This window comes from Thermocoleostomius sinensis A174, assembly GCF_026802175.1.
GTDB classification, from domain to species: domain Bacteria; phylum Cyanobacteriota; class Cyanobacteriia; order Elainellales; family Elainellaceae; genus Thermocoleostomius; species Thermocoleostomius sinensis.
This window is the reverse complement of sequence record NZ_CP113797.1, coordinates 4,422,157-4,436,075: the sequence shown is the minus strand read 5'-3', so window position 1 is coordinate 4,436,075 and position 13,919 is coordinate 4,422,157. Positions and strand designations below refer to the sequence as shown.

The window sequence follows — 13,919 nt, the reverse complement described above, 5'->3', positions numbered from 1 at the left end:
ACGCGATCGCGGTCTGCTGTTATTATTTGCTGTCATGAAGGACGATTGCCATGAGCACAACTGTTTGTGTGTCTGGATACGGCGCGGTTACGCCCTATGGTGCGGGTGCAAGGACATCGTTCTCAGGATTACTGCAAGGGCAACCTATCTATCAAGCTGCCACAAGGTTGGATTTGAGTGACAGCTATTTTACTCAAAAACAGATTGCTGAAATTGGTGAAAGCATTACCTGGAGTAGTGACTGGTCTGATTTACATCCCCAGGCCTATGCCACTCAATTCACCCTACTGGCAATGGAGGAAGCCCTTGCCCAGTCCAACCTTGGCACTGATCTCAGGCAACTGCGCGTAGGAATCGCCATCACCACCTTGGAATCACACAGTTTAGAAGAACTGGCGATCGCTTTGGCCGACACAGAGGCGGTTGTTGATCCGGACCTTGTCGCCTTAGCAGATCCAGAGTATTGCCTGCGAGCCATTCGGCAGCGCACTGGAGCCGCTGGTCCAGGATTGGTGTTGAGCAATGCCTGTGCATCGGGCAACCATGCCATTGCCGCCGGAGCCGATCTAATTCGCAGTGGTGAAGTAGATGTGGCGATCGTGGGAGGAGGCTGCAACATGTTCAAATCGGCACTAGTTGGGTTTCATCAGTTTCAGGGAATTAGCCAAGATACCTGTCGTCCATTTTCGGCCAATCGCTCGGGTGTCATGCTAGGAGATGGGGCCGGAATCTTAGTTTTAGAACGCGAAGATCATGCTCGCTCGCGTGGCATCTCTCCCACTATTGTGATGGAGGGCTACGGTACCAGTTGCGACGCTTACGATATGATGTCGCCTCATCCCGATGGTGTGGGCATGGCATTGGCAATGCAGCGAGCACTCGAACAATCTCAGCTATCACCAGATGCTATTCAGTACATCAATGCCCACGGCACTGGCACGTTTCAAAACGATCGATTAGAAACCCTCAGCATCCGTCGGGTCTTTGGCAAATATGCTGATCGGTTGATGGTGAGTAGTACAAAATCGCTGCATGGGCACGGCTTACTCGCGGCTTCTGCCTTGGAAGCAGTGTGGTGTTGTTGTGTTCTAGACCAAGGACAAGTTCCTCCCACAATGAATTACGAAGAATTCGATTGCGAGTGTGATTTGGATTACGTGATAAATCAATCCAGGGTTGCTGATGTGGTTCGTTGTATGAACAATTCCTTTGGCTTTGGAGGATCTAATTCGAGTGTCGTATTCAGTAAAGCTGACTAACAAAGTCATCCTCTCTGGCTTTGCCGCGATTAAACCGGATTGTTTGTTTAGTCATCGGGCTTTAATCGCAACGAATGTATCCAGGGCCTCATCGAATCAGGTTATCAATCTTGGCGGCTCTACCCAAGTGTCATTTGATTTGAGTACCTATATCGGTAAAAAGGGATTGCGGTTTCACGATCGATCCTCTAAATTAATTGCCGCTGCCATCAAAATTCTGCTGGATGATACCCAACTATTGGAGCGGTATTCCAATACCGACGTATGTCTTGTGGTAGGTTCGGATGGAGCGCTGCACTCGCAAGATGAAGTGGTGCGCGAGGCCATGTTGACTCCCCGATCGCTAAACCCGAAGGCTTATCCCAATCGCGGTTGTAATGTAATTGCTGGGCAAGCCAGCCTAATGTTTCAGCTACTTGGAGAAAGCACCGTCGTCAGTTCTGGCTATCGGAGTGGCATCGATGCGTTGATTTATGCTGTTCGGAAAGTCCTGGTGTCCGATCGCCCGGCTCCCTATATTGTTGCGGCTGGAGAAGGACTATCCGAAGCCCGCTCTCTGCGGAAGAAACACAAAACCTGTGCCGGTACAGATTACATTGCCGCAATCGAAGGATCTGTTGCGCTGTTGATTGAAAAGGACAGCCAATCAACATCCATCCATCCAGGCTCCTATCAAGTCATTGGATATCAGCAAGCTTACGATACGGCTACTCCGCTGGACGCTATGCAGGCGTTTATCGTTGCGCTTGGCTACCAGTCCCAGGCTATCGACTCAATCATTCTTGGTTGCGAAGATGTCGTCCATGTTTACACAACCGCTGCTACGCAGACTGTCCCCTACGACGTGTTTGGCGCGACGACTCTACTAAAACTTTTGGAGATGATTGGATTGATTGGATTGAGTGATCCCACTCAGGCAAAAGACATACCTAAGCGTGTTGCCATTGGCTCGGCCGATCGACACGGCAGTATCAGTATGCTGCTACTACAACAAACATGAAGTCAACCGTAAATTTTAGATCAAAAAAATCTTGCTAAACAGATTGAGATCAACGTCAAATGGCATGTGATTTGAGGAAAATGGGGTAGCAGTGATGACAGATGGAATTTTGCTGACAGATTGGAAAACTCGTCTCGCTCATAAACCGTTTGTAGAAGATGATGCGGGCGTATATACCTATGCCCAATCGGCTGATTACATTGCGATCGTGGCTCACTCAATCCGGCGTTGGGTTCCTGGCGATCAAACCATTGTGCCCATGCTTTTATCAAACTCAGCCGAATTTGTCTTAATTTTGCTTGGCATCATGGCAGCCGGCAAAATTCCTTATCCAATTCAGCCTACCTGCAAGTTACAAGAATATCAGGGCAAAACGATTGGACTCAATTGCCAAGCGGCCATTTGCGACGATAGTAGTTTTGACTTGATTGTGAATGCGAGAGTCAAACCGATTACGCTTCATCTCATTCAGACGGTGGTAACGCGGGGTAGTGATTTCGAACCCATCAATCGCATTGCTGGCGATGCTAAGCTGATGTGTGCGACGTCGGGAACAACTGCCCTACCTAAGCGGATTGTGCTTCAGTTTACTCGAATGTTGCAAAACGCTAAAGCTCATGCCAAATCACTAGGATTGAGCCACAACGATCGAATTCTAAGCTGTCTCCCCTTCTATCATGTGTTTACGCTGTCCGCTCACATTGGTTCAGTCCTTGGGTTAGAAGCGACGTTCATTGCTGGACGTGATTCCTTGCCACAGACAATCAGCCACATGATTCAAACCTATGCTGTGAGCTATACATCTTTTGTGCCCGCTGTTTTAGATGCGATCGTTCGTAATTTTGAGTACGAGCTATTTCACTCGTCCAATCTAAAGCGTATTTCGATCGGTTCGGCTCCAGTTTCTATTAAGCAGCTTAAACAATATAGAGATTTTTTCGTGAATCAGCATATTTATGTCACCTATGGTTTAAGCGAAGCCGGACCGCGTGTTTCAACCTTAGCAGTTGACCAGGTTGATGAATCGTTGTGGGACACAGTTGGACTACCCCTGGATCAAACTTCCGTTCGAATTGCTGATCCTAATCAGGAAGGTATCGGTGAACTTCAGGTGAAATCGCCATGGCAAATGCTGGGCTATTACGGAGAAAGTGTAGCGAATGTATGGGAGGCGGGATGGTTGAAAACAGGTGACTTGGCCACCCTCACCGCAGACGGCTTCATTCGTTTGCAGGGTCGCAAAAAAGATCTGATCATCTCAGGAGGTGTGAATATTAGCCCAGCCGAAATTGAAGCGGCATTGTACGAGATTCCGTGGGTACTGGAAGCGGCAGTGCTGGCTGTGCCCGATCGCAAGCGCGGTGAAGTTCCCCATGCCTTTGTTGTTCATAACGGCAATGGCATAGAAACCGAAACGCTAAAACGATTACGCGATCGCTTAGATCAGATCAAAGTTCCAAAACGGGTGCATTTTGTCGATGTAATTCCTAAGAATGCAACGGGCAAGGTCGATCGAGCCGCTTTGATGAAATCTTGCTTGAATTGTATTTCTTGATATTGAACAAGGGGTGCAGACTCGGGTTGATTAACTTTGAGTAGCAATGAATAGCTACAATGCGTGTTTCTGATGAGTTTCACAGATTGATGATGAGTTAAATCTAAATTGAGTCTTTATGTCGCTTGTGTTCGTTGGAATCTCTGTTGCGTTCAACAGTTATTCTTCAAACTCTACCTGTTTATGATTTCGGTGCATCCCTTTTCATTGACCTATGAATCTACCACATGAATTAATTCTGGCAGTAGGAGGTCTGCTTTCGGGCATTCTAGCGGGGCTTTTAGGGGCTGGCGGTGGAGTGCTGTGCGTACCTCTACTGATTGCATTGGACTATACGCCGATTCAAGCTCTAGGAACGAGTTGTTTAGCCGTTGCTATTATTTCCATCTCTGGCAGTATCCAAAATTCTCGGATGGGCTATTTCAGCGTCCAACGAGTCGTGTTGATTGGAATGCCGGCTCTGATTACGACTCAGATTAGCGCTTACGCCGTGAGCCAAGTTGCTCCCCATGTTTTGCTCATCCTTTTCGGCTCGATTATGCTGCTGTTGACTTATTTAGTTAAATTGCGAAAGCAGCTGATTCAGCGCACCAAACAGTACGCGAAAGATTCGCTAATCTATGCTAAGAAGTACGCGGAACAAACCGTGCCGGGTTGGGTTCGATCGAATGTTGTCAAGCGCATCGCCACTGGAACTGTGGCTGGGTTCTTTGCTGGTATGGTTGGCGGCGGATCGGGGACGCTGCTGGTGCCGCTGCAAATGTTGATCTTGGAAGAAAGTATCAAGCTGGCCATCCAAACCAGTGTCGGCGTTAACATTATCACATCCCTATCTGCTTCAGCTAGCCACGCAAGCCGAGGAAATGTTTTGCTGCTTCCAGGGCTGCTTCTGGGTATTGGTGGGTTTTTAGGTGCTCAAATGGGAACTCGCTTCTTGCCCAAACTGCCGGACAAAACGGTCAGTTTTGCCTTTAATACATTGGTAGTAGCACTGTCTATCTATCTTTTTTGGAAGGCTTGGAATCTCTATTATGGGGGCTAACCTTATTCCAACTACAGTCGATCGAGTTTAAGCTTTCACTTAAGGTCTACAGGTATGGATTTTAATTTATCAGGCAAAGTAGCAATTGTCACAGGAGGCAGTGCAGGTATCGGTTTGGCCTGCGCCAAGGCACTTTATCAAGAGGGGGTGAATTTGGCGATCGTGGCTCGTGATCCAAGCAAACTGGAGCAAGCCGTACAAAGGATTCACGCTTGCGCCAGTGTGCCTGCTAAGGTGATTGCCGTTCCAGCCGATCTGACCCAAACCGAAAGCGCTGAGCAGCTTGTGTCTACTGTGTTGCACCAGTTCGGGCACATTGATATTTTAATTAACAATGCAGGTGCGCCTCGGGTGGGTTCGTTTCTAGATCTTGATGACAGCGCCTATCTAGACACCTGGAATCTGAAACCGCTGGGCTATATCCGCTTGGTCAAAGCGGTTGTGCCAAGCATGATCGAGCGGCAGGACGGGCGCATTGTCAATATCATTGGCTCGGCTGGACGAACGCCAGGTGCAAACTTTCTCCCAGGCGGTATGTCAAACGCCGCCTTGCTTAACTTCACACGCGGCGTTTCCAAAGAACTCGCTCGCTACAATATTCGTATCAGTGCCATTTCACCTGGCTTTACCGCCACCGATCGCGCCAATCATCTCGCCGAGAAGAATTCTCAAGCACGGGGCATTAGCTTGGAAGACGCGAAGGCGGAGTTAGTACAGTCAATTCCGCTTGGGCGATTGGTTGATCCCGATCACATTGCCGCAATGACAGTATTTTTGGTATCTGACCTTGCTGCTTCAATCACGGGAACTGAAATTTTGATCGATGGCGGGTTTACTCCGGGTATGTAGCCTTTGGCTGACTAAGGTGGGAACCATGCCAGCTTCATGCAGGCACAACAATCTGTTCGTTGCCTGACAAATCAAAGGCGGTGTGAACGGCTTGCAACGCCCGAACGCCGTCTGCCTCTGCCACAATGCAACTGACTTTGATTTCAGAGGTCGCAATCATCTGAATATTTATTTGCTGTTTGGCCAACGCATCAAACATACGAGCCGCAATACCAGGACGACCGACCATACCCGTGCCAACAATGCTGACTTTGGCGATCGCCTCATCAACTACTACTTCGCCATAGCCCAATTCAGTAGCAGCTTGCTCAAGAAACATCTGAGCATCTTTAGCATCCGCTTGAGCCACTGTGAAAGCAATATCGCGAGTAGTCAATCCATTAACTAAACGGCAGCGCTGTGACTGAATGATCATGTCAACACTGATGTTGCGATCGGCCAAGTGGCGAAAGATTCGGGCGGCCATACCAGGGCGATCGGGCACATGACGAATGGCAAGCCGGGCTTGTTTGAGGTCGAGGGCCGCTCCACGAACCGGAGGAATGGAAGGAGAGAGAGAGAGAGAGGATTGTTCAGGAACGGTGGACGGTTGCCCCCGCAAAGGTGAACGGCTGACGTTAAACACGTTGCACAGAGCGGCAATGGCTCGATCGCAATCATCTGCATCGATCGCGCAACTAACTTTTACCTCCGAGGTAGAGATCATCTGAATGTTAACGCCAGCCTCCGCTAGGGTTTCAAACATTTGAGCGGCAACACCAGGCCGACCAATCATGCCAGCCCCCACAATGCTGACTTTAGCCATCTGCCGTTCCACCATGACTTCAGCTTCACCTGAACTGGGATGAGGATGACTGCGTAAAGCAGGGGCAATGGCGGCAGCCACCGCTTCGGCTCGGTTCAGCGAGTTCTTCGTGACGGTAAAGGCAATATCGTTGCTGTTGCCCTCGTGAATCGATTGGATGATCAAATCCACATCTAGGTTTTGCAGAGCAATCTCACCAAATAAGCGAGCGGCAATGCCGGGGCGATCGGGCACTCGTAGCATGGCCACTTTGGCTTGATCGGTATCAAATTCAACCGCATCCACTGGATGAGCAATTTCCAAGCCTTGTAGCGGGCGCGGTTGCGGGATTGGCGAGATTACCTTTGTGCCCGGATCATCCGTCCAACTAGAGCGCACCACCAGGGTGACACCATAGTTGCGGGCAATTTCCACCGCACGCGGATGTAACACCTTAGCTCCCAAACTAGCCAACTCCAGCATTTCATCGGAGGTAATTTCCGTCATTAACTGAGCATCGGGCACGAGGCGCGGATCGGTGGTAAGAATCCCTGGAACATCGGTATAGATTTCGCAAAGATCGGCTTGGAGAGCGGCAGCTAGGGCCACAGCCGAGGTATCAGACCCCCCTCGCCCTAGCGTTGTAATTTCTAAGTCAGACAGGCTAGAAATTCCTTGAAATCCAGCCACCACAACCACCTTGCCGTCCTGCAAATGGCGCTGCACCCGATCGGGGTCAATGCTAAGAATCCGGGCGCGAGTATGCTCTGCTTCTGTGACAATGCCAACCTGTGCCCCAGTCATAGAAATAGCGGGTTGTCCTAATTCCTGAAGCGCCATACTGAGCAGCGCGATCGACACTTGCTCACCTGTCGAAAGCAGCATATCCATCTCGCGACGGTTAGGATTGGGCGAAATATCATACGCCAGCTTCACCAACCCATCGGTGGTTTTGCCCATTGCCGACACCACCACCACAATCGAGTGTCCCTCCTGAACCGATCGCTTCACCCGTTGAGCGACTGCCTGAATGCGCTCAACCGAGCCAACCGACGTACCACCATACTTTTGAACAATTAGCGCCATACTGCTTCACCCTCCGCCATCGCCGTTGCAGCTAATGACCGATGGCTATCAAACCTTACAACCTATTAAAAGTATCAAACTCTCGCAACGATCGCAGCCCTTCTGACAAATCTGCGGTTAAGCTTAACCATACTTAATCACAAGCAGTTGTATCATAGCCCTTCTTGTGAACATAATCTTTTCTAAGAGGTTTTGCCCTGCTCAAGGGAGCGTCGAGTCGGGTAAAACCTCGGATTCATTTGGGATGAATGCCGCGAATAGAGCGAGTGCTCTACTCTGGAGCAACTACTCCACTACTCCACTACAAATTGCTCTTGCGATTGCTGAAAGGCTTGGATAAATCCTGCTATGTACGGCGCTAGAAAAGCTTGCTGACTAATCAATGTGCGATCGAGAACCTCTGTCAGCAGCGCCACATTGCTAAAGTTGATGTGCGTGGTGAGAACCCCAATCCTGTCCCAATCGTCCGACATTTGATGGTGAACTTGATACTCCGGCAGTGATGTTCTGAAGCAGTTCCCGAAATGAGTAGATCTTGTAGCATCTGTGTAGTATAATCGTAGTAGCAAGCTTGTTTAAGTTCAAGTCTGCTGGTAGGGAATTGCTAGAGGTAATCGCTAATGGGTCGTTACTAACGAGTCATGAACAATTGCTGTAGTGTCCATGGCTATGACCCATGACCCATCACCAGTTACCCATTACGCCACAACATTGCAATGAAATAGGAGGACTTGATGATGACTGAGTCGGTTGTGCACAGCGCTACATTATCCCAATTCTTCACAGACAACTTCGCGAGGTGACAGAGGACTAGCCTCAGATCTGCCACATCGGTAATTCCCTGGTGGAAACTTGCCTTGGACGCTTGATCTTGCTGCCTCTGTGAACCTCGATCGAGCTAGAGATTCACCCTGAGGAACATTTGCAATGAATTTACAGCAATTCGGCTGGAGCAAGTTTTTTGCTAGCAGTTTCAATCAGTATGCCAAGAAGCAGGATACTGAAACGGAATACACGATCGGGCGAGTGGCGATCGAGCATCGCGGCAGGTATACACTTTACACGGAATTCGGGGAACAACAGGCAGAGATCAGCGGCAAGTTTCGCCATCAAGCGACGCAGTGGCACGCCTTTCCAACCGTTGGTGATTGGGTAGTGATTCAGCTTAGTAAGACCCATTCACCCGCCACCATTCATCATGTATTGCCACGCAAAAGCCAATTCTTGCGAAAGACAGTCGGTGGAAAAACCGAGGCTCAGTTAGTCGCTGCCAATGTGGATACGGTGTTTCTGGTATCCGGGCTAGACGGTGACTTCAATTTACGTCGCCTAGAACGCTATTTGCTTCTGGCGTGGAACAGCGGAGCCAGTCCAGTGATCGTGCTTAACAAAGCAGACCAGTGCCCAAATCTAGAGCACTGTATATGGCAAGTGAAGAACCTCGCCCTTAGTGTACCGATCGCCGTACTCAGTGCTCTGCACCAACAAGGACTCGAGCAACTTACGTCTCACCTGCAACCGGGTCAGACAATCGCGCTGCTTGGCTCCTCTGGCGTTGGAAAATCGACCATCACCAATCAACTTTTGGGCGAAAATCGGCAAGTGGTGCAAGCGGTGCGCTCAGGAGACAGTCGGGGACGACACACCACCACCCAGCGATCGTTGCTGTGTTTGCCCAATGGCAGCCTGCTGATTGATACACCCGGGATGCGAGAGCTTCAGGTATGGGCAGGAGAAGAAAGTCTGCAAACCACCTTCACGGATATTAGAACGCTGGCTGAGCAGTGTCGGTTTCGTGATTGTCAGCATGAGGAGGAGCCGGGCTGTGCTGTGCAGGGGGCGATCGATCAAGGTCTGCTTGATCCTTCCCGACTTCTTAACTATCGCAAGCTCAACCAAGAGTTGGCGTATTTGGCGCGCAAGCAAGACGATCGGGCCCAGCAGCTTGAGAAAGCCAAGTGGAAAAAAATTCACAAAGCACAGCGACAGCATTATCGAGGGAGATGGGGAGATGGGGAGATGGGGAGGTAGGAAAATGACTCAAAAAATCAAGCTTCAAGTAAGGGGACAGGAAATTGCTGATCTGTTGCGGCAAGTGGGACGGGGCGAAGTTGCGGCTCGATTGGTTGCGCCGAGTTGCAGTTGGCAGCAGGTTTATGCCGGAAATGTAGAATTTGACATCAACGGCTATCGCGTCGTGATTTTTAACGATTGTGATGAATTGGATTATGTCGATTCCGTCGTGACACCAGACAATCGCGTCGGAGATTTTGAGGAATGGTACGCTCAGGGCGAAGAACCCATTAGCTTATTAACCAAGGTAGAACAAGTAGCGATCGCATCTAAATTAAGAGCCGCAACGGCGTAAAAAAACCTCCTGATCGTCCTCATTCATTCCTTCTTCCCCGCTTCTGTTCCCGACTCCAGACTCCCCCTGATTCTCCCCGATCGCCTCAATCGCCGCTTCCAACGCGATCGCCACGTGTGTCCAGTGGGTGCCGCCCTGACAAAACACCACATATGGCTCTCGTAGCGGGCCATCAGCAGAAAATTCTGAGGTACTGCCGTCGATGAAGGTGCCGCCTGCCATGACCAGGTCGCTTTCATACCCTGGCATCTGTGCTGGAACCGGGCTGAGGTACGCGCCGATCGGCGAATGGGCTTGAATGGCTCGACAAAAGGCAATAATTTTTTCGGGAGAACCAAGCTGAATGGCTTGAATCACATCGCGACGTGGGGACAACGGAAGCGGATTCACCGGATACCCTAATTCGTGGAACACATAGGCCGTTAAATGATTGCCCTTCATCGCTTCGCCTACCATTTGTGGGGCAAGGAAAAGCCCTTGAAACAGCAGCCGATTTTGGTCAAAGGTAGCTCCTCCTGCGCTGCCAATGCCCGGAGCGGTGAGTCGTGCGGCTGCCTTTTCCACTAAATCGGCTCGCCCTGCCACATACCCACCTGCGGTGACGATCGTTCCCCCCGGATTTTTAATCAACGACCCCGCCATCAAATCTGCGCCAACGGCGGTGGGTTCTTGGTCTTCTACAAACTCGCCATAGCAGTTATCCACAAAACAAACTGTATCTGGATTTTGTTGTTTTACCAGGTGAACTATCTTTTCAATGTCTATGATGGAGAGGCTAGGTCGCCACGAATAACCACACGATCGTTGAATATGAACCAAGCGAGTATCCGAGCGCACCGCTTGTGACAAAACTTGCCAATCAATTTCTCCGTCTTTGGTTAACTCTAGTTGGCGATAGCGAATGCCAAAGTCCTTTAAGGAACCCTGATTGTGCCCACGCAGTCCAATTACTTCTTCCAACGTGTCATACGGAGCACCTGCCACTGCCAGCATTTCATCGCCGGGACGCAAGACTCCAAACAATGCAGAGGTAATGGCATGGGTGCCTGAGACAAATTGAACGCGCACAATCGCGGCTTCTGCCCCCATAACATCGGCAAACACGCGATCGAGAATTTCCCGACCTAAATCATCATGTCCATAGCCACTTACACTGGTAAAATGGTGGACGCCGACCTGATGCGTCTGGAATGCAGTCAGCACTCGTCGTAAGTTTTTCTTGACCTGAGAGTCAATACCAGAAAAAATCTGAAATAGTGCCTGTTCTGCCTGCTGAAGCCGCTCAATGCTGCTCATTATTAATCCGTACTCCTCTTTAGAGAGATGACCGTATGACGACAATCAAAAACAGAAAGTTTGGTGCTTGAATGGTTGAAACTTTTACTCATCTAGGTTTAAGTTGTGCAACGTTGCCCAGCCGATCGAACCTAGCAACCTACCCTTTGCCCAAACCTGGTTCCAAACTCGGCGAATGTGCGGAACTTAATTGTCGCGCAGATCGGGCTACCTGTTCCCATTGAGATACTTGAATGACAATTGCAACATCACCTAAACCCCCATTGATGTGGTCTACCATCATCGCGCTCGTGATTATTCACCTAGGAGCACTGCTAGCTTTCCTACCTAGCACGTTTAGTTGGGCGGCGGTCGGGCTAGCTTTGTTTCTGCACTGGCTAACTGCTGGCGTCGGCATTACTTTAGGTTGGCATCGGCTATTAACCCACCGCAGCTTTCAAACACCCAAATGGCTAGAATATCTTCTCGTATTCTGTGGCACATTGGCGATGCAAGGGGGGCCCATTTGGTGGGTAGGACTGCACCGCCACCACCATTTGTACTCAGATCAAGATGTTGATCATCACGACTCTACCAAAGGGTTTTGGTGGAGCCACTTGTTTTGGATGTTCCACAAGGTTCCCGTTGAACACGAAATTCCCCGGTTCACCCAAGATATTAAAGACGATCGCTTGTATCAATTTCTAGACAAATACTTCTTTCACGTGCAATTGGTGTTTGCCGGATTGCTCTATCTCATCGGCGGCCTGCCATTTTTGATTTGGGGCGTGTTTGTGCGGCTGGTGCTGGTTTACCATTCCACTTGGCTGGTCAATAGCGCCACCCATAAGTTTGGCTATCGGACTTATGACTCGAACGATCGTTCGACGAACTGTTGGTGGGTGGCCCTACTCAGCTACGGCGAGGGTTGGCACAACAACCATCACACCTTTCAGTACTCTGCGCGTCACGGCTTGAAGTGGTGGGAAATTGACGCCACTTGGATGATGATTCGCATCCTGCAAGCGCTGGGCTTAGCCCGAAAAGTTAAGCTCGTGGAGAAATCGTAAAACCCATTAACGATCTGGATTGTTTGCAAATTTCATATTGAGATTAGGAATGACTATCGCAACCTCAAACAAACTTCCCTTAGACTGGACTGTCATTGTGGTGATGACTGTTCTCCACATTGGAGCACTGTTTGCTCTTTTGCCCAGCAACTTTAGCTGGGCCGCCGTAGGGCTAGCGCTTTTCTTGCACTGGGTGACGGGCGGACTGGGCATTACACTCGGTTGGCACCGACTGGTAACTCACCGCAGTTTTCAAACACCCAAATGGCTGGAATATTTCCTAGTGTTTTGCGGCACACTGTCAATGCAGGGGGGCCCCATCTGGTGGGTAGGGCTACATCGTCACCATCACCTTCACTCCGATCAAACCGTGGATCACCATGATTCAGGTAAAGGCTTTTGGTGGAGCCACATGGGATGGATGCTCTATGAGGTTCCGGCTGAAAAGGAAGTCGATCGCTTCACCAAGGATATTAAAGACGATCGGTTCTACCAGTTCATGGAAAACTACTTTTTCCCCATTCAAGTGGTCTTTGCCATTCTTCTGTATTTAATTGGTGGCTGGCCGTTCGTGGTTTGGGGCGTGTTTGTGCGGCTGGTGTTGGTCTACCACTGCACCTGGTTGGTTAACAGCGCTACGCATAAGTTTGGCTATCGCACCTACGAATCGGGCGATCGTTCCACAAACTGCTGGTGGGTAGCGTTGCTAACCTATGGCGAGGGCTGGCACAACAACCACCATGCTTATCAGTATTCGGCGCGTCACGGCTTGAAGTGGTGGGAAATTGACGCCACTTGGATGATGGTTCGCGTCCTTCAATTTTTGGGCTTGGCGCAAAAGGTGAAGTTAGTCGAGGATAAACAAGCCTAGCTGATTGCATAGATTGATCTAATTAGCAGATCTAATTAGCAAAAGTGGGTGCGATTGTCACACCCGCTTTTTTGTTGATTTTTCTCTGGAGCTTACACCAATTCCTCGAATTGACCTTACAGATCTGGTAATGGGCAGTTCAACTTATGCTGCCTCCAAGGCTGGAACCAAGTTTGTTCTCTAAAAGTCTTTAATGTTCTGGAGTGCTGATTTTACTCTAGTCACCCCTATTCAAATTTCATCGAGGAAAATTTTTATGATTAAACGATCGCGTGGTCTCACTGTGATACTCACCGCTACTGCACTGATTGGCCTAGTTGGATGCAGCCAACCGGAGACTACAACTCGCACAGATGCGATTGACACCAACGACTCGATCGCTCAGTCCGTTGACGAAGACGCCGCGGCCGATCCTGATCCAGAATCGGCTGAAGACTATCGTGTGGTTGAAAACATTGCCTTGCCGGAACCCGGCCCCGATCCGTTGGCGATGGCGTTTCAGTTGCGGCAATTTTCAGGCGAGTTGGTCGGGTCTGAGCAACTTAAAGTCACCTATTCTGCACCCGATCGGGCGGTGGTGGAATCAGTAGTGCGCGGGCTACCAGATGACTCGGTTCGGGCCATTCGTACCCGCTATGAATTTGAACCTGTGGCAAGTACGCAAGGGCAACCAACTTGGCAGCTTGTGCGAGTGACGCAACAAAACAAATGCCAGCCGGGGCGTGGTTCAGACGAGTGGACAGCCGATTTGTGTCAATAG

Annotated in this window: 13 protein-coding genes; 10 read left to right on the top strand and 3 right to left on the bottom strand. The window is 49.9% G+C overall.

Translation table 11 applies throughout. The features are described 5' to 3' along the window. The first annotated feature begins 50 nt into the window (after positions 1–50). The 5 genes from OXH18_RS19130 to OXH18_RS19110 all read left to right on the top strand — a co-directional run bounded on the left by OXH18_RS19130 (position 51) and on the right by OXH18_RS19110 (position 5,705). Complete coding sequence (locus tag OXH18_RS19130) at positions 51–1,259, top strand: beta-ketoacyl-[acyl-carrier-protein] synthase family protein (protein ID WP_268608998.1); 1,209 nt, start codon at positions 51–53, stop codon at positions 1,257–1,259. After that, on the top strand, positions 1,234–2,259 hold the full coding sequence (locus tag OXH18_RS19125) for a beta-ketoacyl synthase N-terminal-like domain-containing protein (RefSeq protein ID WP_268608996.1): 1,026 nt from the start codon (positions 1,234–1,236) through the stop codon (positions 2,257–2,259). Before OXH18_RS19130 ends, OXH18_RS19125 begins: the two co-directional genes overlap by 26 nt. A gap of 94 nt (positions 2,260–2,353) precedes the next feature. Continuing rightward, positions 2,354–3,814 carry a class I adenylate-forming enzyme family protein gene (locus OXH18_RS19120; protein ID WP_268608994.1) on the top strand — a complete coding sequence of 487 codons (1,461 nt, stop codon included), beginning with the start codon at positions 2,354–2,356 and terminating at the stop codon, positions 3,812–3,814. A 214-nt stretch (positions 3,815–4,028) separates the two neighbouring features. Beyond that, complete coding sequence (locus OXH18_RS19115) at positions 4,029–4,856, top strand: sulfite exporter TauE/SafE family protein (RefSeq protein WP_268608992.1); 828 nt, start codon at positions 4,029–4,031, stop codon at positions 4,854–4,856. A gap of 54 nt (positions 4,857–4,910) precedes the next feature. Further along, complete coding sequence (locus OXH18_RS19110) at positions 4,911–5,705, top strand: SDR family oxidoreductase (RefSeq protein WP_268608990.1); 795 nt, start codon at positions 4,911–4,913, stop codon at positions 5,703–5,705. 34 nt (positions 5,706–5,739) lie between these two features. Here the strand turns inward: OXH18_RS19110 and OXH18_RS19105 are convergent, their stop codons facing one another. Continuing rightward, on the bottom strand, positions 5,740–7,575 hold the full coding sequence (locus tag OXH18_RS19105) for an aspartate kinase (protein WP_268608988.1): 1,836 nt from the start codon (positions 7,573–7,575) through the stop codon (positions 5,740–5,742). Between the two features lie 293 nt (positions 7,576–7,868). After that, positions 7,869–8,048 (bottom strand): hypothetical protein, encoded by a 180-nt coding sequence (locus OXH18_RS19100; RefSeq protein ID WP_268608986.1) that lies wholly within the window; start codon positions 8,046–8,048, stop codon positions 7,869–7,871. A 454-nt stretch (positions 8,049–8,502) separates the two neighbouring features. On the opposite strand from OXH18_RS19100, the gene rsgA reads away from it, so the two are divergent. Both rsgA and OXH18_RS19090 read left to right on the top strand, forming a co-directional pair. Beyond that, positions 8,503–9,606 carry a ribosome small subunit-dependent GTPase A gene (gene rsgA / locus OXH18_RS19095; RefSeq protein ID WP_268608984.1) on the top strand — a complete coding sequence of 368 codons (1,104 nt, stop codon included), beginning with the start codon at positions 8,503–8,505 and terminating at the stop codon, positions 9,604–9,606. A 4-nt stretch (positions 9,607–9,610) separates the two neighbouring features. Further along, positions 9,611–9,943, top strand: a complete 333-nt coding sequence (locus tag OXH18_RS19090) for a DUF7693 family protein (RefSeq protein WP_268608982.1) — start codon at positions 9,611–9,613, stop codon at positions 9,941–9,943. Here OXH18_RS19090 and OXH18_RS19085 read toward each other — a convergent pair. Then, positions 9,923–11,239 carry a methionine gamma-lyase family protein gene (locus tag OXH18_RS19085; RefSeq protein WP_268608980.1) on the bottom strand — a complete coding sequence of 439 codons (1,317 nt, stop codon included), beginning with the start codon at positions 11,237–11,239 and terminating at the stop codon, positions 9,923–9,925. The genes OXH18_RS19090 and OXH18_RS19085 overlap by 21 nt on opposite strands. A 233-nt stretch (positions 11,240–11,472) precedes the next feature. Here OXH18_RS19085 and OXH18_RS19080 point away from each other — a divergent pair, with 233 nt between their 5' ends. From OXH18_RS19080 to OXH18_RS19070, 3 genes are all read left to right on the top strand, one after another. Continuing rightward, positions 11,473–12,288 carry an acyl-CoA desaturase gene (locus OXH18_RS19080; RefSeq protein ID WP_268608979.1) on the top strand — a complete coding sequence of 272 codons (816 nt, stop codon included), beginning with the start codon at positions 11,473–11,475 and terminating at the stop codon, positions 12,286–12,288. Positions 12,289–12,337: 49 nt separating this feature from the next. Beyond that, positions 12,338–13,159 carry an acyl-CoA desaturase gene (locus tag OXH18_RS19075; protein WP_268608978.1) on the top strand — a complete coding sequence of 274 codons (822 nt, stop codon included), beginning with the start codon at positions 12,338–12,340 and terminating at the stop codon, positions 13,157–13,159. 256 nt (positions 13,160–13,415) lie between these two features. Continuing rightward, positions 13,416–13,919, top strand: coding sequence for a hypothetical protein (locus OXH18_RS19070; protein ID WP_268608976.1), 504 nt, complete (start codon positions 13,416–13,418; stop codon positions 13,917–13,919).